The 22664-nt window shown below is 71.5% G+C and carries 14 protein-coding genes; 1 reads left to right on the plus strand and 13 read right to left on the minus strand.

What is annotated here, in order from left to right; genetic code table 11:
* Positions 1-70: 70 nt before the first annotated feature.
* From BKA18_RS25135 to BKA18_RS25170, 8 genes are all read right to left on the minus strand, one after another.
* Complete coding sequence (locus tag BKA18_RS25135) at positions 71-2635, minus strand: ABC transporter permease (RefSeq protein WP_366045476.1); 2565 nt, start codon at positions 2633-2635, stop codon at positions 71-73.
* Positions 2636-2702: 67 nt separating this feature from the next.
* Positions 2703-3500, minus strand: coding sequence for an ABC transporter ATP-binding protein (locus BKA18_RS25140; protein ID WP_366045475.1), 798 nt, complete (start codon positions 3498-3500; stop codon positions 2703-2705).
* A gap of 213 nt (positions 3501-3713) precedes the next feature.
* Positions 3714-4424 (minus strand): helix-turn-helix domain-containing protein, encoded by a 711-nt coding sequence (locus BKA18_RS25145; RefSeq protein WP_366045618.1) that lies wholly within the window; start codon positions 4422-4424, stop codon positions 3714-3716.
* Positions 4425-4573: 149 nt separating this feature from the next.
* The gene (locus BKA18_RS25150) at positions 4574-5434 is read right to left on the minus strand and encodes a carbohydrate ABC transporter permease (protein ID WP_366045474.1); all 861 of its coding nucleotides are present in this window, start codon (positions 5432-5434) and stop codon (positions 4574-4576) included.
* Positions 5435-5437: 3 nt separating this feature from the next.
* Positions 5438-6370 carry a carbohydrate ABC transporter permease gene (locus BKA18_RS25155; protein ID WP_366045473.1) on the minus strand — a complete coding sequence of 311 codons (933 nt, stop codon included), beginning with the start codon at positions 6368-6370 and terminating at the stop codon, positions 5438-5440.
* Positions 6367-7731, minus strand: coding sequence for an extracellular solute-binding protein (locus BKA18_RS25160; protein ID WP_366045472.1), 1365 nt, complete (start codon positions 7729-7731; stop codon positions 6367-6369). The genes BKA18_RS25155 and BKA18_RS25160 overlap by 4 nt, the downstream gene beginning before the upstream one ends.
* Positions 7732-7794: 63 nt before the next feature.
* Positions 7795-8475 carry a response regulator gene (locus BKA18_RS25165; protein ID WP_366045471.1) on the minus strand — a complete coding sequence of 227 codons (681 nt, stop codon included), beginning with the start codon at positions 8473-8475 and terminating at the stop codon, positions 7795-7797.
* Between the two features lie 46 nt (positions 8476-8521).
* A complete protein-coding gene (locus BKA18_RS25170) occupies positions 8522-10183 on the minus strand; it encodes a sensor histidine kinase (protein ID WP_366045470.1) in 1662 nt (553 codons plus the stop codon).
* 166 nt (positions 10184-10349) lie between these two features.
* Between BKA18_RS25170 and BKA18_RS25175 the strand changes: the two genes are divergently transcribed.
* The gene (locus BKA18_RS25175; RefSeq protein WP_006603023.1) at positions 10350-11756 is read left to right on the plus strand and encodes a C4-dicarboxylate transporter DctA; all 1407 of its coding nucleotides are present in this window, start codon (positions 10350-10352) and stop codon (positions 11754-11756) included.
* A gap of 304 nt (positions 11757-12060) precedes the next feature.
* Here the strand turns inward: BKA18_RS25175 and glgB are convergent, their stop codons facing one another.
* From glgB to BKA18_RS25200, 5 genes are all read right to left on the minus strand, one after another.
* Complete coding sequence (glgB, locus tag BKA18_RS25180; RefSeq protein WP_366045469.1) at positions 12061-14544, minus strand: 1,4-alpha-glucan branching enzyme; 2484 nt, start codon at positions 14542-14544, stop codon at positions 12061-12063.
* 98 nt (positions 14545-14642) lie between these two features.
* Positions 14643-16151 (minus strand): maltokinase N-terminal cap-like domain-containing protein, encoded by a 1509-nt coding sequence (locus BKA18_RS25185; RefSeq protein ID WP_366045468.1) that lies wholly within the window; start codon positions 16149-16151, stop codon positions 14643-14645.
* A 330-nt stretch (positions 16152-16481) separates the two neighbouring features.
* Entirely contained in the window at positions 16482-18200 is a 1719-nt protein-coding gene (treS, locus tag BKA18_RS25190) for a maltose alpha-D-glucosyltransferase (RefSeq protein ID WP_093485244.1), read from the minus strand.
* A complete protein-coding gene (locus BKA18_RS25195) occupies positions 18197-20200 on the minus strand; it encodes an alpha-1,4-glucan--maltose-1-phosphate maltosyltransferase (protein WP_366045467.1) in 2004 nt (667 codons plus the stop codon). Before BKA18_RS25195 ends, treS begins: the two co-directional genes overlap by 4 nt.
* A gap of 802 nt (positions 20201-21002) precedes the next feature.
* The gene (locus tag BKA18_RS25200; protein WP_366045466.1) at positions 21003-22631 is read right to left on the minus strand and encodes a M4 family metallopeptidase; all 1629 of its coding nucleotides are present in this window, start codon (positions 22629-22631) and stop codon (positions 21003-21005) included.
* Between the last annotated feature and the right edge of the window lie 33 nt (positions 22632-22664).

Below are 22664 nucleotides of genomic sequence, written 5' to 3' on the forward strand. Positions count from 1 at the left end.
CCCTGCATACGTCAACGGCGGCGCGCCTCCCCCTGGTTGAGGGGAGGCGCGCCGCCGTCGGCACGGGCGGTCACTCCGCGCCGATGGCCTCCAGCATGTTCAGCCGCGCCGCCCGGCGGGCCGGCCACAGCGCCGCCAGCACCCCCACGACCAGCGCGATCAGCAGGAACAGCCCGATCCGGCCCCAGGGCAGCACCATCTCGTACGTCGGGAACGACGAGCCGACCAGGCTGCCGCCGGCCCAGGCCAGGAAGATTCCCAGCCCGATGCCGAGCACCGCGCCGAACAGCGAGATGACCACCGACTCCAGCCGCACCATCTGCTTGATACCGCTGCGCGCCAGGCCGATCGCCCGCAGCATCCCGATCTCCCGGGTCCGCTCGAACACCGACATCGCCAGGGTGTTGACGACACCGACCACCGCGATGATCACGGCCATGCCCAGCAGCCCGTAGACCATGTTCACGATGGTGTCGATCTGCCCGGCGTTCTCCTTGCGCAGGTCCTCGTGGCTCTGGACCTTCAGCAGCGGGCTGTCGCCGAGCGCGTGCCGGATGTCCTTGGCCAGCGCCGGGGAGCCGCCGCCGGCCTTCACCAGCAGCTTGTCGTTCTTGACCTGGGTCATGTGCGGGTCGACCAGGGACACGTCGGCCAGCGCGTCGCGGAACGTCTCGTTGTCCTTGTAGACGGCGGCGACCTTCACCCGCGCTGTCTTCTTGTCGTCGAACTTCAGGCTCACCGTGTCACCGACCCGCCAGCCGCGGAGCTTGGCCTCCGCCTGCGAGACGGCGATACCGCCGGACGCCCGGACCGCGTCCAGCGAGCCCTGGGTGAACGTCAGACGGGTGAGCTTGCCGATCTGCGCGAGGTCGGTGCCGGTGAGGGAGCCGAAGCCCTCCCCGACCGTATAGCCGGTGCTGCGCAGCGGAGCCATCGCCTCGACGCCCGGGAGCTTCGCCACCTTCTTCGACAGCTCGGGATCCAGACCGGTGTAGGTCGTGGTCTCGATCTGGTAGTCGGCCGTCGTCTCGGTGGCCGCCATCTTGTCCATGCCGATCTGCGCCGAGTGCCCGACGACCGTCATCCCGGTGATCAGGGTGAGGCCGATCATCAGCGCCGACGCGGTCGCCGCCGTACGGCGCGGGTTGCGCAGCGCGTTCTCCTTGGCCAGCTTGCCGCCGATGCCGAACAACCGGGTGGTGACCAGACCGGCCAGCGACACCAGCGGACGGGACAGCAGCGGCGCCAGGATGATCACGCCGACCAGGGTCACCGCCGAGCCGAGCATCGCGGTCGGCAGATCGTCCCCGGACTTGAGGGTGGAGACGTAGAGCATCACCGCGACGCCCAGCGCGGTGACCACCGAACCGATGACATTGCGGAGGAGCAGGCTGCGCAGCTTCGGCGGCGCCTCGACGCTGCTGAGCGCCTCCACCGGCGCGATCTTCGCCGCCTTGCGGGACGGCAGCCAGGCGGCCAGTACGGTCACCACGACGCCCACGCCCAGCGCGCAGAGCACCGCGGCCGGGCTGATGACGAGCGGCCCGTCCGGGAAGCCCGCGCCGTTGGCGTCCAGCACCGCCCGCAGCCCCACCGCGATCCCGGTGCCCAGCGCGAAGCCCACGACCGAGGAGATCAGCCCCAGCAGCGCCGCCTCGGCGAGCACCGAGCGGACGACCTGCCGGCGCGCGGCGCCGACCGCGCGCAGCAGCGCGATCTCGCGGGTGCGCTGGGAGATCAGCATGGTGAAGGTGTTGGCGATGATGAAGATGCCGACGAACAGCGCGATGCCGGCGAAGGTCAGCAGGGTCTTGCTCATGGCGCTGTTCGACTCGGCGATCATCCGGGACTGTTCGGCGGCGAGGTCGCTGCCGCTGGTCGCCACGGCCCGCTTCGCCGGCAGCACCTCGCGCACCTTGGCGGTCAGTGCCTTCTGGTCGGTGCCGGGCGCGGCCGCCACGATCAGCTCGTCGAACTGTCCGGCGTGCAGGAACAGCTTCTGCGCGGTGGCGGTGTCGAACAGCGCCAGGCTGCCGCCCGCGGTCACCTGCGGGTCATCGGTCGCCACGATGCCGACCAGCTTCTTCTTCAGCACCGGCCCGTCGGTGGCGAACCGCACGGTGTCGCCGAGCGCATAGCCGGCCGCCTTCGCGGTCGTCTCGGCCAGCGCTATCTCGCCGCCGTTGGCCGGGCCGCGGCCCTGCACCAGCGGGTAGCGGCTGTCCTTGCCGTCCTTGCCCGGCTGGTAGTTGGCGGCGAGGTTCTGCCAGCCGTTGCCGATCGGCTGGTCGTCGGTCCCGGCGAGGGTCGCCTGCCCGGTGACGTTCGCCCGTACGGACGCCACGCCGGGCAGCGCCCGGATCCGGTCCGCGAGCTTGTCGTCGAGGGCGGTGGCCCGCTTGCCGTCCTTCCCCGGGACGGCGGACGAGGGGGCGTCGGACTCCCTGTCGGCGGCCTGGACGGAGACGGCCACGTCCTTGAGGTTCCGGGCGGAGGCGTTCTTGACGGCTTCGCCGACGGTGTCGCTGAAGATGAGCGTGCCGGCGACGAAGGCGACGCCGAGCAGCACCGCGAGCGCGGTCATCATCAATCGGGCTTTGTGCGCAAGGACATTGCGCAGGGCTGTACGCAGCATGGTGGGTCCTGGTCCGGTTGCTGGAGGTGAAGGGCGGCGCCCCAGGGGCGCGGAGGGGGCGCCGGGGTCAGCTCGTACGGCCCTTGGAGTCGAACAGCCGCATCCGGTCCAGGACGGCGTCCGCGGTCGGCTCGTGGAGCTCCTCGACGATCCGGCCGTCCGCGAGGAAGACCACCCGGTCCGCGTACGCGGCGGCGACCGGGTCATGGGTGACCATCACCACCGTCTGGTTCGCCGCCCGCACCGACTCCCGCAGGAAGCCCAGCACTTCGGCGCCGGAGCGGGAGTCGAGGTTGCCGGTCGGCTCGTCCGCGAAGATGATCTCCGGCTGGGCGGCCAGTGCCCGGGCGACCGCGACCCGCTGCTGTTGTCCGCCGGAGAGCTGCGACGGCCGGTGGGCGAGCCGCCCCGAGAGGCCGACGGTGTCGATCACCGCGTCGAGCCACTCCCGGTCGGGCTTGCGGCCCGCGATGTCCATCGGCAGCGTGATGTTCTCCAGCGCGCTGAGCGTCGGCATCAGATTGAACGCCTGGAAGATGAAGCCGACCTTGTCCCGGCGCAGCCGCGTCAGCTGCTTGTCGTTCAGCGACCCCAGCTCGACCTCGCCGATCCGGGCCGAGCCCGAGGAGATCCGGTCCAGTCCGGCCATGCAGTGCATGAGCGTGGACTTGCCGGAGCCGGACGGGCCCATGATCGCCGTGAACCGGGCCCGGCCGAACTCGACGGAGACGGAGTCCAGTGCGACCACGCGGGTCTCCCCCTGGCCGTAGACCTTGCTCAGGTCCGTGGCGCAGGCGGCGACGGCGGCGGTGCGGGGGGAGGCGGGGGAACCGGGGAAACCCGGAGAGGTGGCCGCGTGGGACACGGGAACTCCTGGAAAAAGGACGGATGTTTCGACGTCCTTATTCTCGAATGCGCAGGTCAGCCCGGTCTTCACCCGCAGGGACCGAAAGGCGGACCGGCCGGAAGTGCCATCGCTGCCCCCGGCGTCATCCTCTGGACGGACGGCCCTCCGACCTGTGGCCGACGGGAAACCCCGGGGGTGCCGGGCGAGTTCAGGGGTGTGCGGTGCCCGCCCTCAGGGGTGGTCGGTGCCCGCCCGTGCCCAGAATTCCGTCAGGATGCCGTCGAGAAAGGCGCGCCCGGCCCTGCCGGACTCCTCGGCGCGCTCCCCGCCGCCCCAGTGGAGCGTAGCGGCCATGGTCGCCTGGTAGTCGGCGTGCAGGTCCTGCAGCACCTCCCGGAGCTGCGCCCGGGGCAGCGGTACCACCTTGCCGACCGGCCGGACGTAGGCCTGCCAGCGGGTGGTGGCGGCGCTGGTCAGCAGCTCGGTCAGCAGGGCGTCCCGGCCGGTGAAGCGGATCAGCGCGGGCAGCGGCAGCGCCAGCGCCTCGGCGAGCGCCGCGGCCTGCCGCTCGGTGCCGCGCCAGAGGCCGCCGGCCTCCAGGCGCGCGTACCCGGCCGGGTCCATGCCGATGCGCCGCGCGAGGTCCGCGGCGGCGAGGCCGAGCGCCAGCCGGTATTCGTGCAGGGTGCCCGGCGCGCCCAGCAGCTCGCCCGGCGCACACCACAGGGCGCCGGCCAGCGCGGTCAGTTCGGCCTCCGAGGGGGCACGCTCGCCCGCTTCCCAGGCCGTCACCGTCGCGGGCGACAGCGGCATGCCGTAGGCGGCCGCGATGCCGTACGCGACATGGGCGGGGGTCATGCCGAGGGCCTCGCGGAGCCGGCGGGCGGCCTCGGCGTCGAAGGGTGGCCGGCGGGGCTCCCCGGCTTGCGTATGCACCGGCACACGGTAGGTGACGGTGGGCGGGGGCACCTATGGTGCGGATGACCAAGCCGGAAAGTCGTAGGAAGCTACCAGCCGGCCGGTTTCCCGTTCCGGCCAGGGGCGCGTCCGGCCGCCGGGCCCCTCAGCCCTTCACGGCGCCGCCGGGTTCCTCAGCCCTTCACCGCGCCGCCGAGCGCGAAGCCGCCGCCGAGCCGCCGGGAGATCAGGAGGTAGAGGGCGAGGACCGGCGTCGAATACAGGACGGAGAAGGCCGCGAGTTCACCGAAGGCGATCGCGCCGTAATTGCCGAAGAAGGTGAAGATGCTGACCGAGGCCGGGAGTTGTTCGGGGGAGAGCAGCAGCATGAAGGGGACGAAGAAATTGCCCCACATCATGATGAAGGTGTAGATCGCCACGACGCCGAACCCGGGCCCCATCAGCGGCAGGATCACCCGCAGCAGGGTCTGCCGCCAGGAGGCGCCGTCCGTCCACGCCGCCTCCTCCAGGGCCCGGGGCACCCCGTCCATGAAGTTCTTCATCAGCCAGATGGCGAACGGGAGTTGGGCTGCGGCCAGGAACAGTGCGGTGCCGTATTGGGTGTCGATCAGATCGACCCGCACGAACAGCCCGTAGACCGGGACCATGACCGCCGTGATCGGCAGACAGGTGGAGAACAGAATCGTCAGCAGGTACGGACGGGCGAAGCGCGCGCGGAAGCGGGAGAGCGGATAGGCGGCGAGCGCCGCACAGACCACCGTGAGCAGCGTGGCCCCGCCGCAGATCAGCAGGCTGTTGAGCATCGGGGTGAAGGTGATCTCGTCGGTCCAGACCGCCGAGAAGTTGTCCAGCGTCGGGGACCTCGGCAGCCGCACCCGCAGCGTCGCCCGCGCGTCCAGCGACGACAGCACCAGCCAGGCCAGGGGCGTCGCGAACGCCACCGCGACGGCCAGCAGTGCGGCGTCGGCGGCCAGCCGGTGGCGGGTCCGCCGGCTCGGAACGCCTCGCAGCGCGAGGCGGCGGGGGCGCGGCACGGCTCAGACCTCCTCGCGCAGCAGGCGCAGATAGACGGCCGAGAACAGCGCCCCCACCACCAGCAACAGCAGCGCCACCGCGGTGCCGTAGCCGATCAGCGACTTCGTGAACGCCTGGTCGTACATGAACACCGGCAGGGTCTGGCTGCGGTTCCCCGGACCGCCTCGTGTCATCACCCAGATCAGCCCGAAGACGGAGAGCGTCTGGAGGGTGTTGAGCATCAGATTGGTACCGACCGAGCGGCGGATCATCGGCAGCGTGATGTGCCACAGCCGCCGCAGCCCGCCCGCCCCGTCGACCTCGGCGGACTCGTTGACCTCCGGGGGGATCCCGGCGAGCGCCGCGGAGTAGATCAGCATCGAGAAGGCCGTACCGCGCCAGACGTTGGCGAACGACACCGCGAGGATGGGCAGCGTGAACAGCCAGTTCTGGGCGGGCAGATGGAGCCACGCCAGCAGGGCGTTGAGGGTGCCGCGCCGCTCGAAGAAGGTGTAGAGCAAGAAGCCCGCGACAATCTCCGGGAGCACCCAGGCGGTGATCACCAGCGCCCCGGTCAGGGTCCGTACGGGCCGCGAGGCGCGGCGCAGCAGAGCGGCCAGCGCGAGACCCAGGGTGTTCTGCCCGAGGATCGAGGAGACCACGGTGAACACCAGCGTCAGCACCACGGCGTTGCGGAACGCCGGGTCGCCGAACGCATGGCGGAAGTTGGCCAGGCCGACGAAGGAGGCGGACTCCTGGCCGGTCAGCTGGGTGTCGGTGAAGGCGATGCCGACGCAGTAGGCGATGGGGCCGACGAGGAAGAGCAGCAGCAGAACGGTGGCCGGGACGAGCGGGGCCCAGCGCAGCAGACGGGTGCGGGCCGGGGTGCGGCGCGGGGCCCGCGGGGCGGCTGGGGTTCCGGCGGGCCCGGCGGAAGCGGCGGCGCCGGCGGTCACGGCTTCGCGACGGTCCGGCCGCCGACGATCGACCGCAGCGACGTGTCGTAGTCCTTGGCAGCCTTGTCCGGTGCAAGGTCCCCGGCGGTGACCGCCTCCATCGCCTCGCCGATCGCCGCGGCGACCTTGGGGTAGTCGGGCAGTGCGGGCCGGTACCGGCTGATCGGGACCAGACCGGTGAAGAAGCCGATGCCGGGCACGGACGTGCGGTAGCGCGGATCGGCCGCGACGTCCTTGCGCACCGCGATCTGGGCGCCCCGTACGCACCATTCGAGGGCGTTCTGCTGCGACTGGAAGGTCTCGATCAGCTGCCAGGCCAGCTCGGGCTGCCGGGCCTGCCGCGGTACCGACCAGGTCCAGCCGCCGGCCAGGCTGACCTTTCCGGGCGGCGCGCCGTGCTGGGTGGGGAACGGGGTCTGGCCGAGCGTGGCCGACCAGGCGGGCCAGGGGTTGCCGCCACCCGTCTTCTGCCACTGCTGGCCCAGCCACGAGCCGTCGAGGTCGATGGCGAGCTTCTCCTCGGGCAGCAGCTCGGCGGCCACATTGGTCTGGATGTTGGGGCTGAGCGCATCGGACACGTCGGGCCCGAGCTTCTCCTTGTAGACCGTGTCGAGGAAGGCCAGGCTGTCGCGGAAGCCCCGGGTGCCGGTGACCCACTTCTTGCTTCCCGGGTCGTAGAGCTGGTTCTCGCCGGTGCCGTACAGCAGCATCTCGAAGCCCTGCATCACGGCGGCCTCGCCCGCGCCCTTGCCGGTGAAGACGTTCAGCGGGATCACGCCGGGGACCTTGCGCTTGACCGTGCGGGCCGCGTCCAGCACCTCGTCCCAGGTCCGGGGCCGCCAGTCGGCCGGCAGCCCGGCCTTCTTGAAGATCTTCTTGTTGAACCACAGCCCGCGGGTGTCCGTCCCGTCCGGGACGCCGTACGTGCGGCCGTCCTGCCCCCGGGCCGCGGCCTTCGCGGCCGGCTCGAACTGCCGCCACTCCTTCCAGCCGCGCAGCTGCGCGTCCAGCGGGCGCAACAGCCCCGCCGTGATATCGGAGTTGACCAGGAAGGTGTCCTCGTAGACCAGGTCCGGTGCGGTCCGCGGGGAGCGCATCATCTGCTGGATCTTGGTGTAGTAGTCGTTCTCCGACGCCTGGATCGGAATCAGCCGGACCTTCTTGCCCGGGTGGCGCTTCTCGAACTGCCGGGCCACCAGGCGGACATAGTCGTCCCGGACGGTGACCTTGCTGTTGGTGTCCTTGATGAAGGCGACCTTGACGGTGTTCCGGTCGCCGGCCGGCCCGCTGGAGCAGGCGGTGAGCGTACCGGCGGCCACGACGGCGGCGGCGAGCAGAATCAGCGGGGCGGTGGAGCGCACGGCACGACCTCCAACTGGCCACGAGGGGCTGCCAGCTGAAAGTAAGTCACCGGTCACAGCCGGTCAATGCCCCGACCAGCGATAGCGCAATTCGGGACGGCCGACCTGGCCGTACTGGGGCGCGCGGGCGGCCCGGCCGCTCACCACGAGATGTTCGAGATAGCGGCGCGCGGTGATCCGCGAAATCCCCACGTCGGCGGCGGCCTCGGTGGCCGTCAGCCCGCCGCCGGCGGCCCGCAGCACATCGGTCACCGCCCGCAGGGTGGCCGCGGTCAGCCCCTTGGGCAGCGCGGCCGGCTGGGGTGCGCGCAGCGCGGCGAGCGCCCGGTCCACCTCGTCCTGCCCGCTGGCCTCGCCCGTGGTGGCGCGGAACCGGGCATAGCGGGTGAGCCGGTCGCGCAGGGTGGCGAAGGTGAACGGCTTGAGGACGTACTGCACCACGCCGAGCGAGACGCCCTCGCGCACCATCGTCAGATCGCGGGCGGAGGTGACCGCGATGATGTCGGCGGTGTGCCCGGCCGCGCGCAGCGAGCGCACCAGCGCCAGCCCGTGGCCGTCGGGCAGATAGAGGTCGAGCAGCAGCAGATCGACGGCGTGCGCCTCCAGGTGGCGGCGGGCCCCGGCGCCGGAGTGCACGGTGCCGGAGACGGTGAAACCGGGCATCCGCCCGACGTACAGGGCGTGCGCGTCGGCGGCGACCGGATCGTCCTCGACGACGAGGACCCGGATGTCGGCGGGGGTCACCGGGCACCTCCTCCCGTGGCCGGGTGCGCCGGGCCGGCCGTCGCGTTCATGCCGTCGCCCCCGCCCGCAGCGGCAGCCGTACGGTGAACCGCGCGCCGCCTTCCGGGGCCCGGTCCAGCGTCACGGCACCGCCGTTGCGGCGGACCGCCTGCTGCACCAGGGCCAGGCCCAGGCCGCGGCCCCGGGCGGGCGCCGCCGCGCTCTGCTTGGTGCTCCAGCCCCGCTGGAAGATCTCCTGGGCGGCGTCCGCGGCCACGCCCGGCCCGTTGTCCGCCACCCGCAGCAGCAGTTCGCCGTCGGCCGCCCGCGCGGTGACCGCCACCCGCGGCGGGCCGTCGGCGCCGTGCCCGCGGGGCGGGGCCGCGGCGTCGATGGCGTTGTCGAGGAGGTTGCCCAGCACGGTGACCAGGTCACGGGCCGGCAGAGCGGGCGGCAGCAGCCCGTCGTCGATCCGGCTGTCCGGTGTCAGCGTCAGGTCGACGCCGCGCTCGTTGGCCTGCGCCGCCTTGCCCAGCAGCAGCGCGGCGAGCACCGGCTCGGCGACCGCCCCGACCACCTGATCGGTCAGCGCCTGGGCCAGCTCCAGCTCCGCGGTCGCGAACTCCACGGCCTCCTCGGACCGCCCCAGTTCGATCAGCGACACCACGGTGTGCAGCCGGTTGGCGGCCTCGTGGGCCTGCGAGCGCAGCGCCTCGGTGAACCCGCGTACCGAGTCCAACTCGCCGGACAGCGCCTGGAGTTCGGTGTGGTCGCGGAGGGTGACCACGCTCCCGCGCCGCTCACCTCCGGAGACCGGCGAGGAGTTGATCACCAGCACCCGCTCGCCGGTCAGCTGCAGCTCGTCGACCCGCGGGCCGGGCGCCAGCAGCGCCTCGGTCAGCGCCGGGGGCAGCCCCAGCTCCGTGACCGGGCGGCCCACCGCGTCGCCGGACAGCCCCAGCAGCTCCTGCCCGCCGTCGTTGATCAGGGCGACCCTGCGCTGCCCGTCGAGCATCAGGAGCCCCTCGCGGACGGCGTGCAGCGCGGCCTGGTGGTAGTCGTGCATCCGGCCGAGCTCGCCGGCGTTCATCCCGTGGGTGTGCCGCCGCAGCCGGGCGTTGATCACGTACGTGCCCAGGCCGCCGAGCGCCAGCGCCGCGGCCGCCACCCCGGCCAGCGCCAGGACCTGGTCCTGCAGCTGTGCGCTGATGGTCTTGATGGTGATCCCGGAGCTGACCAGCGCGGTGATCCGGCCGCCGCGCTGCGGGTCGCGGACCGGGGCGACGACCCGTACGGACGGGCCGAGCACCCCCATGTGGGTCTCGGGGAAGATCTCGCCGCGCAGCGCCGGACCGATGTGCCCGAGGTACTTCTTGCCGATCGCGGACGGCTCCGGGTGCGTCCAGCGGGTCCCGTCCGTGGCCATCACCACCACGAAGTCGACGCCCGCATCGCGCCGCAGCCGCTCGCTGTACGGCTGGAGCGCGGCCGTCGGGTGGGCGCTGCGGGCCGCCGCCACGACGGCCGGCGAGTCGGCGACGGCGGTGGCCGCCGCGGTCGCCTGCCGCCGTGCGGTCTCCTCCGCCTGCCGGCCGGCGCTGAGGTACGCGAAGACGGCGCAGCCCATGACGACCACCGCCACCAGCACGACCTGCATCGCGAAGAGCTGGCCGGCGAGGCTGCGGGGACCCCGCAGCCGTCGGGGCGGCCGGGGTCGGGGGAGTCGCATGCGAACAGTGTGCACGGAGACCGCGAAACCGTCTGCACGGTCACTTTCGCGTGAACGAAATGTACGTAAGGGTGACGGGCGCCACAACGGCGTGCATAGTCGCCGGGACTTTGTTGTGTGACAGAGCCGCAGATCAGCGCACAGCCGAAGACCTGAGGAGGCAGCCGTGGCTGCACAGACCCCACCGCGTGGGGGCACCACCGAGGAGACCGCGCCGGCGAAGCGGGACCGGACCCACTTCCTCTACCTCGCCGTGATCGGGGCGGTCCTGCTCGGCATCATCGTGGGCTTCGCCGCCCCCGGTGTCGCCGTCCAGCTCAAGCCGCTGGGCACGGGGTTCGTGAACCTGATCAAGATGATGATTTCGCCGGTCATCTTCTGCACCATCGTGCTGGGCGTCGGCTCGGTCCGGAAGGCCGCCAAGGTCGGCGCGGTCGGCGGGCTGGCGCTGGGCTACTTCATGGTGATGTCGACCGTCGCGCTGGCCATCGGCCTGGTCGTCGGCAACATCCTGGACCCCGGCTCCGGTCTGCACCTGACCGAGACCGTGCGGCACGCGGGCCACGCCCAGGCCTCCGGTGGCGGCGAGTCGCTGCCGGAGTTCCTGCTCGGCATGATCCCCACCACGCTGGTCTCCGCCTTCACCCAGGGCGAGGTGCTCCAGACGCTGCTGGTGGCGCTGCTGGTGGGCTTCGCACTGCAGGCGCTGGGCTCGGCGGGCGAGCCGGTGCTGCGCGGGGTCGGGCACCTCCAGAAGCTGGTCTTCCGGGTGCTGGCCATGATCATGTGGGCGGCCCCCGTCGGTGCCTTCGGCGCCATCGCCGCGGTGGTCGGCGAGACCGGGCTGGACGCGCTGAAGTCGCTGGCCGTCATCATGGTCGGCTTCTACGTCACCTGTCTGCTGTTCGTGCTCGTGGTGCTCGGCACGCTGCTCCGCCTCTGCGCCGGGATCAACATCTTCCTGCTGCTGAAGTACCTCGCCCGGGAGTTCCTGCTGATCCTGTCCACCTCCTCCTCGGAGTCGGCGCTGCCCCGGCTGATCGCGAAGATGGAGCACCTGGGCGTCAGCAAGCCGGTGGTCGGCATCACCGTCCCCACCGGCTACAGCTTCAACCTCGACGGCACCGCCATCTACCTGACGATGTCCTCGCTGTTCGTGGCCGAGGCGATGGGCAAGCCGCTGCCGCTGGGGCAGCAGATCTCGCTGCTGGTGTTCATGGTCATCGCCTCGAAGGGGGCGGCGGGCGTCACCGGTGCGGGCCTGGCGACGCTGGCCGGCGGCCTGCAGTCGCACCGCCCCGAACTGGTCGACGGCGTCGGCCTGATCGTCGGCATCGACCGCTTCATGAGCGAGGCGCGCGCCCTGACCAACTTCGCGGGCAACGCGGTGGCCACCGTACTGATCGGCACCTGGACCAAGGAGATCGACAAGGGCCGGGTGGCGGAGGTGCTGGCCGGAAAGGCGCCGTTCGACGAGAAGTCGCTCGCCGACGAGGCACCCGCAGAGCCGGGTCCCGTGGACGTCGTCGGGCCGCGCGACGGCGGGGCGGAGAAGGCGTCCGCCCCGGTCTGATCCGGAGCGCAGGTAAGGGGAAGGGGCGGGTGCCGGCTGCGGCACCCGCCCCTTCGGCGCGACCGGGCGGCACCTGCCGCGCGCCCAGGCGCCGCACGCCCGTCTCAGACCCCTCTGACCTGCGGTTTTCTCGGCCAGGGTCGATTGTCAGTGCCCCCTGACACCATGTGGATGACAGGGAAGGCGCGGTCGGCCCGAGCCGGCTGCGCGGGGGTACGAACAAGGAGGAACGGGCCATAGCGACGTCGGGGACGGATCTGTTCGGCGGGGGTGCCGCAGCCGCGGCGGAAGGGTCCGACAGCCATCAGCCGTGAGGTGGTCGGGACGGTCGTAGCCAGAGGCTGGCCAGTGGGGGGAGGACGATGGAGACGGACGCGGTGCGGCCGTTCCAGGGGGTCGGTTCGGTCGTGAGGGGGCCGGGGTTGGTGACACCGCTGCCGCCGTAGCGCGGGTCGTCGGTGTTGAGGACCTCGCGCCAGGCGGGGATGTGATCGGGGACGCCGAGCCGGTAGGCGTGGCGTACGACGGGGGAGAAGTTGGTGACCGAGATCAGGGGGGAACCGTCGGCGGCGAAGCGCAGGAAGGAGAAGACGTTGTCCTCGCTCGCCTCGCCGTCGATCCAGGAGAAGCCGGCCGGGTCCGTGTCGCGTTCCCACAGCGCGGGCGCGGCGGCGTAATGGCGGTTCAGGTCGCGCACCAGATCGCGGACGCCCCGGTGGTCCGCCTCCGCCTCGTAGGAGGGGTCGAGCAGCCACCAGTCCGGTCCATGGCTCTCCGCCCACTCCGCACCCTGGGCGAACTCCTGCCCCATGAAGAGGAGTTGCTTACCGGGGTGGGCCCACATGAATCCGAGGTAGGCCCGGTGATTGGCGCGCTGCTGCCACCAGTCACCGGGCATCTTCGACACCAGCGCGCGCTTGCCGTGCACCACCTCGTCATGGGAGATCGGCAGCACATAGTTCTCGGAGTAGGCGTAGATCATGGAGAAGGTCATCTCGCCGTGGTGGTACTTGCGGTGCACCGGCTCCTTGGCGACATAGCCGAGGGAGTCGTGCATCCAGCCCATGTTCCACTTCAGGCCGAAGCCCAGCCCGCCGAAACCGCCGGGCCCGGCGTGGTGGGTGGCGCGGGTGACGCCGTCCCAGGCCGTGGACTCCTCGGCGATGGTGACGACACCGGGGCAGCGGCGGTAGACCGTCGCATTCATCTCCTGGAGGAAGGCGACCGCGTCGAGGTCCTCCCGGCCGCCGTGCACGTTCGGCGTCCAGCCGCCGTCCTCGCGCGAGTAGTCGAGATAGAGCATCGAGGCGACGGCATCGACCCGCAGGCCGTCGATGTGGAACTCCTCGCACCAGTACACGGCGTTGGCGACCAGGAAGTTACGGACCTCGGTGCGGCCGTAGTCGAACTCCAGGGTGCCCCAGTCCGGGTGCGCGGCCCGGGCCGGATCCTGGTGCTCGTAGAGCGGCCGGCCGTCGAACTCCGCCAGCGCCCAGTCGTCCCGGGGGAAGTGCGCCGGCACCCAGTCCATCAGGACACCGATGCCGGCCCGGTGCAGCGCGTCGATCAGCTGCCGGAAGTCGTCCGGGGTGCCCATCCGGGCGGTCGGCGCGTAGAACCCGGTCACCTGATAGCCCCAGGAACCGCCGAAGGGATGCTCGCAGACCGGCATGAACTCGACGTGGGTGAAGCCCAGGTCCTTGACGTACGCGGGGAGCTGCTCGGCCAGCTGACGGTACGTCAAGCCGGGGCGCCAGGAAGGGAGATGCACCTCGTAGACGGAGAACGGCGCCTGGTGCACGGGGCGCTCGCCGCGCCGGGCCATCCAGTCCTCGTCCGTCCAGCGGTGGTGCGAGGCATCCACGACCGAGGCGGTGGCCGGCGGGCACTCGGTCCGCCGGGCCATCGGGTCGGCCCGCATGGTCTTCGTGCCGTCCGGCCGGGTGATCTCGAACTTGTACAGCTCGCCCGCGCCGATGCCCGGCAGGAAGAGCTCCCAGACGCCCGAGGAGCCCAGCGACCGCATCGGATGGCCGGTGCCGTCCCAGTAGTTGAAGTCGCCGACGACCCGGACACCCCGGGCATTGGGCGCCCAGAGGGTGAAGCGGGTGCCGGTCACCCCCTGGTGGTCCATGATCCGCGCGCCGAGGGCCTGCCACAGCTCCTCGTGCCGCCCCTCGCCGAACAGATGCAGATCCAGCTCGCCGAGCGCGGGCAGGAAGCGGTAGGGGTCGTGCACGGTCGGCGCGTGGTCGCCGTAGTCGACCAGTAGCTCGTAGTCCGGGACGGTCCGCAGCGGCAGCACCCCCGCGAACAGCCCGTCGCCCTCGGGCAGCAGGTCGGCGCGCAGCCCCTTCGCCAGGACGGTGACGCGCTGCGCACCCGGCCGCAGGACCCGGATGAGCAGCCCGCCGCGTACGGGGTGGGCGCCCAGCAGCCCGTGCGGGTCGTGATGGGCACCGTCCAGCAGCCGGCCGCGGTCCTCGTCGGACAGCGGGGCGGCGGCCCGGACCCCGTGCCCGCCGGCCGCCGGCTGCGCCGGCCGGGCCGCACGGAAGGTGCTCGGGAGCCCCGCCGTCCTTCCGGGCGCCGCGGGCGCGCGAGGGGTCAGGGGCAGCCGGTGTACGGGACCGCCGCCGGCGGCGCCCTGAGTGGGCGTCAGATTCTCGGCGGCCGGCGGCCGGGGCGTCGCCGGATGGCCGGACCGCCCCGCCGTGCTGTCGTCGGTGGCGTCCCGGGCGGGCGCGGTGTGGGGCGGGTGCGGACGGGACGGCGGGCGGGCGGTCACGGGAGGGGCCTCCTCGGGGGCGGGGCATCGGTCGGATCTCGGCGGGTCTGCGGGCGGCGGGTCTGCGGGCAGCGGTGCGGCGGTTCGTCGGCGGCCCCTCACCCCCGGCCGTCGGACCCGGCGGACCGGGACGCGCCGGATCCGTCCGCCCCGACGGCCGGCTCCCCGCCCGCGGCCAGCCGCCGGATGGCGGCCATCGGGACGGCCAGCCAGTCGGGCCGGTGCCGGGCCTCGTAGAGCACCTCGTAGACGGCCTTGTCGGTCTCGTAGGCGCGCATCAGTTCGGGCACGGAGTGCGGGTCGAGCCCGCCGGCTTCCGCATAGCCCAGGCAGTAGGCGTCGCGGGTGCGGCGGGCCCACTCCAGCGCCCAGGGGTCGGCGCCGGCCGGTCCGCTGCGCGCGGCGTAGTCGAAGGAGCGCAGCATCGCCGCGACATCGCGCACCGCCGGCTGGAGCCGGCGCCGCTCGGCCAGCGGGCGGGCCGGTTCGCCCTCGAAGTCGATCAGCGACCAGCGCCCCTCGTCGGCGGAGCGCAGGGTCTGGCCCAGGTGCAGATCGCCGTGGATGCGCTGGGCGGCCCAGCTGCGGCCGTCCCGGCCGAGCGCGGCCAGCGCGTCGAAGGCGGTACGCAGCCGGGCGCGGTAGGGCTGCAGCACGGGCACGGCGCGCGCGGTGGCCGCCAGCCGCTCGTTCATCCGGGCGGCGATCGCTTCGAGCTGCGGGCGGCGCAGCTCGGTGGTCGGCAGCGTCTGGGCGAGTGCGGTGTGCACCTCCGCGGTGGCATGGCCGAGCGCCCGCGCCGAGCCGGTGAAGTCGGCCCGCACCGCCAGCGCGTTGAGCGCCAGCTGCCAGCCGTCCGCCGAGCCCGGCAGGAACGGCTGCAGCACGCCCAGCGTGGTCGCCTCGCCGCCCTCCCCGGCGGCCGCCGTCTCGCACCACGCGGCGGGCGCCGGCACCCGCGCGCATTTGGCGTCCGCCAGTGCCCGGGGCAGCTCCAGATCCGGGTTGATGCCCGGCTCGATCCGCCGGAAGACCTTCAAGATGAAGGAATCGCCGTACACGATCGAGGAGTTGGACTGCTCGACGGCGATCGGCCGGGCTGGCAGCCCGGAGGGGATGACGGCATCCGGCTCGCGGCAGAAGCGCAGGGCGCCGAGCCGGCCCGGCACCCGCAGCCGCTCCAGCAGCACCCCGCACAGCCGGTTGTCGAGCAGCGCGTCGTAGACCGTGCGGCCGCTCAGCGGACCGCCGCCGGGGCGGCCGATCACCGCGGGCGCCAGCTGCGGCGGCGGCGCCGGATGCACCCCCAGCAGCAGCTGATAGCAGTCGTCGCCGACCGGGGTACGGCTCGGCGGGGCGCTCTGCTGGGCGCGGACGAGCAGATGCAGCAGGCCCGGCGCGCTGCCGTCGGTGGTGCACGGCAGCAGTTCGGTCGCCGAGAGCAGCGAGAAGCCGGTGACCATCCGTCCCTTGCCGGCGAACCAGCGCTGGCGGGGCACCCATGCGGTGAGCAGGGCGGCCAGCGAGGACAGCAGATCGGGTGCGCCGGCGAGCGGGCGGCGATCAGGGGTGTTGCGGGTGGCACGGGTCGAGGCGGTGTCCGACATGGCGTCGCGTCCTTTCCCCGGGCACACGACATATAGGGCTAAGTGTCCCGGAATGCGGCCTTGACTGTGCGGCGGCGCGGTGGGGGTACCCCCAGACGGAGTCCGGGGGCGCCTCGTGCGAGAGCGTCCGTACGGCAGCGGAATTCGGGCCCGTGCTGCTCCGCTGCGCGGTATCCCCCTGCCGGGCCGGCGGGACCGACGATGGCCCACCCGGCCCGTGCGGTAGTAGGGAGGCTGCCCGAGCGAAAGGTCAAAAAACGCCCGTACGCGCCATGCGGCCGCGTACGGGCGTCGTTCCGGCAACCCGTGCCCGGTCAGGGCGCAGACGGCCTACCCGGAGTTTCTGCGCAGCCGGAACCAGTAGAACCCGTGGCCCGCGAGGGTCAGCAGATACGGCAGTTCCCCGATGGCCGGGAAGCGGACACCGCCGATGAGTTCCACCGGATGGCGGCCGCTGAACGCCCGCAGATCCAGCTCCGTGGGCTGGGCGAAGCGCGAGAAGTTGTGCACGCACAGCACCAGGTCGTCGTCCGCGCCGCCGGTGCCCGGTGCCTCCCGCAGGAAGGCCAGGACCGCCGGGTTGGTGGAGGACAGCTCGGTGTAGCTGCCGAGTCCGAACGCCGGGTTCTGCTTACGGATCTCGATCATCCGGCGGGTCCAGTGCAGCAGCGAGGACGGCGAACTCATCGCGGCCTCGACGTTGGTGACCTGGTAGCCGTAGACGGGATCCATGATGGTCGGCAGGAAGAGCCGGCCGGGGTCGCAGGAGGAGAAGCCGGCATTGCGGTCCGGCGTCCACTGCATCGGCGTGCGCACCGCGTCCCGGTCGCCGAGCCAGATGTTGTCGCCCATCCCGATCTCGTCGCCGTAATAGAGGATCGGCGAGCCGGGCAGCGACAGCAGCAGGGCGGTGAAGAGCTCGATCTGATTGCGGTCGTTGTCGAGCAGCGGGGCCAGCCGGCGGCGGATGCCGATATTGGCGCGCATCCGCGGGTCCTTGGCGTACTCCGCGTACATGTAGTCGCGTTCTTCGTCCGTGACCATTTCGAGGGTCAGCTCGTCGTGGTTGCGCAGGAAGATGCCCCACTGGCAGCCGGACGGGATCGCCGGGGTCTTGGCGAGGATTTCCGACACCGGATAGCGCGATTCACGGCGTACCGCCATGAAGATCCGCGGCATGACCGGGAAATGGAAGGCCATATGGCATTCGTCGCCGCCGACGCCGTAATCGCCGAAGTAGTCGACGACGTCCTCCGGCCACTGATTGGCCTCGGCCAGCAGCACGGTGTCCGGATAATGTGCGTCGATCTCCGCGCGGACCCGCTTGAGGAAGGCGTGCGAGGCGGGCAGATTCTCGCAGTTGGTGCCCTCTTCGGCGTAGAGATAGGGCACCGCGTCCAGCCGGAAGCCGTCGATCCCCAGGTCGAGCCAGAAGCGCAGGGCGGAGATCATCTCCTCCTGGACCGCCGGGTTCTCGTAGTTGAGGTCCGGCTGGTGGGAGAAGAAGCGGTGCCAGTAGTACTGCTTGCGGACCGGGTCGAAGGTCCAGTTGCTGGCCTCGGTGTCGACGAAGATGATGCGGGCGTCCTCGTACTGCTTGTCGTCGTCGGCCCACATGTAATAGTCGCCGTACGGCCCGCCGGGGTCGGTGCGCGACTCCTGGAACCACGGGTGCTGGTCGCTGGTGTGGTTCATCACCATGTCGATGATGACCCGCATCCCGCGGTGGTGGGCGGCGTCCACGAATTCCACGAAGTCGGCCAGGTCACCGAATTCGGGGAGCACCGCGGTGTAGTCGGCGACATCGTAACCGCCGTCCCGCAGCGGTGATTTGAAGAAGGGCGGCAGCCAGAGACAGTCCACCCCCAGCCACTGCAGATAGTCGAGCTTGGCGGTGATGCCCTTGAGGTCGCCGATGCCGTCGCCATTGCTGTCCTGGAACGAGCGCACCAGGACTTCGTAGAAGACGGCCCGTTTGAACCAGTCGGGATCGCGGTCTTTCGCCGGGGTGTCCTCGAAGGTATCGGGGACGGGCTCATTGACGATCAATTGGGTGACCCTCCGATCGGTGAGGACGGTCGCAGCGACAGCACATGGGCGGGCGCCGGTGAGCTGCCCGGCCCCAGGCGCACATAGTTGTCGCTGCCCCACTGGTAGGTATCGCCGGTGAGCTCATCGCGCACCGGAAAGGACTCGTGCCGGCCGAGGCCGAGTTCCGGCATGTCCAACGACACCGTCGCCTCGTGGGTGTGGTGCGGGTCGAGGTTGACCACCGTGAGCACCGTGTCGGTCCGCTCGCCGTGCCCCTCGCGCTTGGAGTAGGCGAGGACGGCGTCGTTGTCGACCTGGTGGAAGTGCAGATTGCGCAGCTGCTGCAGGGCGGGGTGCCGGCGGCGGATGCGGTTGAGGGTGGTGATCAGCGGGGCGATGGTGCGCCCCGCCCGCGCCGCCGCGTCCCAGTCGCGTGGTCTGAGCTGGTACTTCTCCGAGTCGAGGTACTCCTCGCTGCCCGCCCGTACCGGTGTCGACTCGCAGAGCTCGTACCCGGCATAGACGCCCCAGGTGGGGGCGAGCGTCGCGGCCAGCACGGCGCGTACCTCGAAGGCGGGGCGGCCGCCCTCCTGGAGGTAGGCGTGCAGGATGTCCGGGGTGTTCACGAAGAAGTTGGGCCGCAGGTAGGACGCCGACTCACCGGACAGCTCGGTGAGGTACTCGGTCAGCTCCTGCTTGGTGTTGCGCCAGGTGAAGTACGTGTACGACTGGTGGAAGCCGATCTGGGCGAGGGTGTGCAGCATGGCCGGGCGGGTGAACGCCTCGGCGAGGAAGAGCACGTCCGGATCGGTGCGGTTGATGTCGCCGATCACCTTCTCCCAGAAGGCCACCGGCTTGGTGTGCGGGTTGTCCACGCGGAAGATCCGTACGCCCTTGGCCATCCAGAAGCGCAGCACCCGCTCGGTCTCGCGGACCAGCCCGCGGAAGTCGGCGTCGAAGGCGAGCGGGTAGATGTCCTGGTACTTCTTCGGCGGATTCTCGGCGTAGGCGATGGAGCCGTCGGCGCGGTGGTGGAACCACTGGGGGTGCAGGGTGACCCAGGGATGGTCGGGGGAGCACTGCAGCGCGAAGTCCAGGGCCACCTCCATCCGCAGCTCACGAGCGGTGCGCACGAAGTGCTCGAAGTCCTCGAAGGTGCCCAGGTCGGGGTGGAGGGCGTCATGGCCGCCGGCCGCCGAGCCGATGGCCCAGGGGGAGCCGACATCGTCCGGGCCGGCCGACAGCGCGTTGTTGGGGCCCTTGCGGAAGGCGTTGCCGATGGGGTGGACCGGCGGGAGATAGACCACGTCGAAGCCCATGGCGGCGACGGCCGGCAGCCGGTCCGCCGCGGTGCGCAGGGTGCCGCTGACGGCCGTGCCGTCCGGTGCGACGGTGGCGCCCTCGGAGCGCGGAAAGAGCTCGTACCACGAGCCGTACAGGGCCCGCCGGCGCTCGACGACCAGCGGCATCGGGCGCGAGACGGTGAGCAGTTCGCGCAGCGGATGGCGGTCCAGCGCCTCGGTGACCTGGGGGGCGAGGGCGGCGGCGAGCCGGGTGGCGGCGGGCAGGTCGGGGTTGCGCAGTGCGTCCACGGCGGCCAGCACCGCCTCGCGCCCGTCGCTCTTGGGGACCTCCGCGGCCGCCCGCTCATGGAGTTCGGCGCCCTCGGCGAGCATCAGCTCGGTGTCGAGGCCCGCGGGGATCTTGATCGCGGCGTGCCGGCGCCAGGTGGTGACCGGGTCGGACCAGGCCTCGACGGTGAACGACCAGCGGCCCTCGACGGCGGGGGTGACCTCGGCGCTCCAGCGGTCGGTGCCGGGTGACCGCTCCCGCATCGGTGTCCAGGGGCCGCAGCGGCCGGCCGGATTGCGCAGCACCACATTCGCCGCGACCGCGTCCTGCCCTTCGCGGAAGACGGTGGCCGAGACCTCGAAGGTCTCACCCACCACGGCCTTCGCCGGGCGGCGGCCGCAATCGATCTGCGGGCGGATGTCCAGAACAGGAATGCGACCGATCATGGGCTCACCTGGGATTGTGGTGCTTTGCGGGGTTCTGCCCTTTGTATCCGCTTTACGGCAAGGGGAACGGCTGCGGGCATGGGCGCTCCTGTCCGCTTTCACTCGGCTGGCGGATGGCACGGCGGGGCGGGGCGCTGCTCCACCGGCCGTCTGTGGCCGGCGGTGCCCCGGTGGATCCGGTGTGCAGGTGCGGCGCGGGGTCGCCCCTGCGGGTAGGCCCTTCGTTCCCGGCGGGCCGTCCCGCACGGGGCGGCCGGGAAGTCCGCCGGGCTGTGCACCGGTGCCGCACCGCGGATCCGCCGCGCCCCGGCGGACGGGCTGTCGCCCCCGCACGGGTGCTTACGGCGCTGCGCTGACACGGTCGGCGTTCGCCTCCTCAACTCGGTGTGATCACAGCGGAGTTGCGGTGTAGCGGATGTCCGGTGTCGCACCGGGGCCCCTCGGCGTCACTTGGCAGCCTCCCCCCAGGAAGTAGTCCGTACAAGGGCGCGTGAGGGGGTGGAATCGGCCATATCGAGGGGCGGGGTGGTGGTCGGTGAGCCCGTCGCTGTCCGGCAGGAAACGCCTGGGAAGTCAGGGGAGTTGAGGTGGTGACGGGCGCGCCCCAGGGTGCCCGCGGCCCGCTCCTGGGCCGGGCCGGCCGGCGCCGCATCGGCCCGGCTCGGCGGGGACCGGCGCGGCCCGCGACACCGCGCTCCTCCGCCCCCGGAAACGCGTGAAGGCGGTGCCCGGAAGTCTCCGGACACCGCCCGCTCCAGGGTGAGGTCACCCCGGCACGTTCAGCACGTTCCCGCTCGTTGCGTCACTTGACGGCGACGCCGGTCCAGGCGGCCTCGACGCCCTTGACCTCGGGGCTGCCGGCCTTGTACAGGTCGGTGGCAGCCTTGATGGTCGCCTCGCGGGCGGCCTTGTAGTCGGTGTTCGAGGTCATGTACTCGGTCAGGGCCTTGAACCAGATCTTCTCGGCCTTGTCCCGGCCGATGCCCTCGACCTTCTTGTTGTCCGCGGTCGGGCTGTCGTACTTGACGCCACCGATCTCCTTCGGGCCGCTGCCCTCGGACAGCAGGTAGAAGAAGTGGTTGGCGACGCCCGAGGAGTAGTGCGGGTCGAGGTCCCCGGTCTTGGAGTCCCAGAAGTCCTTCGACTGACCGTCCTTGGACGGCTTGTCCATGTAGCGCAGCGGCTTGCCGTCACCGTTGATGTTGATCTTCTCGCCGATGAGGTAGTCGCCCGGGTCCTTGGCGTTCTTGGCGTAGAACTCGACCGAGGTGCCGAAGATGTCCGAGGTGCCCTCGTTGAGGCCGCCGGACTCACCGCTGTAGGTGAGGTTGGCGGTGGCGGAGGTGACACCGTGCGACATCTCGTGGGCCGCGACGTCGAGGGCGGTGAGCGGGGCCTTGTCGCCCTCGCCGTCGCCGTAGGTCATGCAGAAGCAGCTGTCGTCCCAGAAGGCGTTGACGTAGCTCTTGCCGTAGTGCACGCGGGACGTGGCGCCCTTGCCGTCGCCCTTGATGCCGTTGCGGCCGTGGACCTTCTTGTAGTAGTCCCAGGTCTCGGCCGCGCCGTAGTGGGCGTCGACGGCCGCGGTCTGCGGGTCGTCGGCCTTGCCGGTGCCCCACTTGTCGTCGTCGTCCGTGAAGGCCTTGCCCTCACCGGACTCGCTGTTGCCGAGGTTGACGGTCTTGTGACCGCCGCGGTCGGCGTCGGTCAGCGTGAAGCCGCTGCCCTCCTTGGAGGTGCCCAGGTCGACGCTGCCGCTGTACTCGCTCTCGCCCTTGCCGGTACGGATGTCGTCGTACTGGAAGAGCTTCTTGCCGCTGTTGGCGTCGGTGATGACGTGCATGCGGCTGGGCGTGCCGTCCTTCTGGACGCCCTTGACGACGGTGTCGTAGGCGAGGGCGGGCGCGCCGGAGGCGGCCCAGACGACCTTCTTGGGCGCCTGCGCGTCGGCCTTCTTGGCGCTGAGCGACTTCGCGGCGGTGCCCTGGGCCGACTGCGCGGCGGCCGTCGGGGCGATCTTCGCCGTGGTGGAGGCCACCTTGATCGACTTGTCGGTCGACTTGGTGGTGCCCTTGATCGCGCCGCCCTTGGCGGTGTGCACGACCAGGTCGCCGCCCAGCACCGGCAGGCCGGCGTAGGTGCGGTCGTAACGGGTGTGGGTGGTGCCGTCGGCGTCCTTGATGACGTCCTTGACGACCAGCTTCTCCTGCGAGCCCAGGCCGAGTTCCTTGGCCATCTGGACCTTCGCGGCGCCGGCGTCGCGAAGCAGCTCGGTGCGCTGCGAGGCGCTGAGCTTGAGGGGCGAACCGTCCTTGGTGGGGGCCGGGGCGGTGGAGGCTCCTGCGGTGCCGGCGATACCGGCGGCCAGCAGAGCTGCGGCGGCGATGGCGCCACCGGTCACACGGGTCTTGCGAGATATGCGGGGGGTCACGCGTGCTCCTTCAACTTTGCCAAGTGGTGGGGG

It is taken from the genome of Streptomyces auratus (genome assembly GCF_050433025.1).
GTDB lineage: Bacteria > Actinomycetota > Actinomycetes > Streptomycetales > Streptomycetaceae > Streptomyces > Streptomyces sioyaensis.

Coding starts and splice junctions, on each gene's coding strand:
- BKA18_RS25170 (WP_366045470.1), bottom strand. CDS start 10,183: ATGCGACTCCCCCGACCCCGGCCGCCCCGACGGCTGCGGGGTCCCCGC.
- BKA18_RS25185 (WP_366045468.1), bottom strand. CDS start 16,151: ATGTCGGACACCGCCTCGACCCGTGCCACCCGCAACACCCCTGATCGC.
- BKA18_RS25135 (WP_366045476.1), bottom strand. CDS start 2,635: ATGCTGCGTACAGCCCTGCGCAATGTCCTTGCGCACAAAGCCCGATTG.
- BKA18_RS25195 (WP_366045467.1), bottom strand. CDS start 20,200: ATGATCGGTCGCATTCCTGTTCTGGACATCCGCCCGCAGATCGATTGC.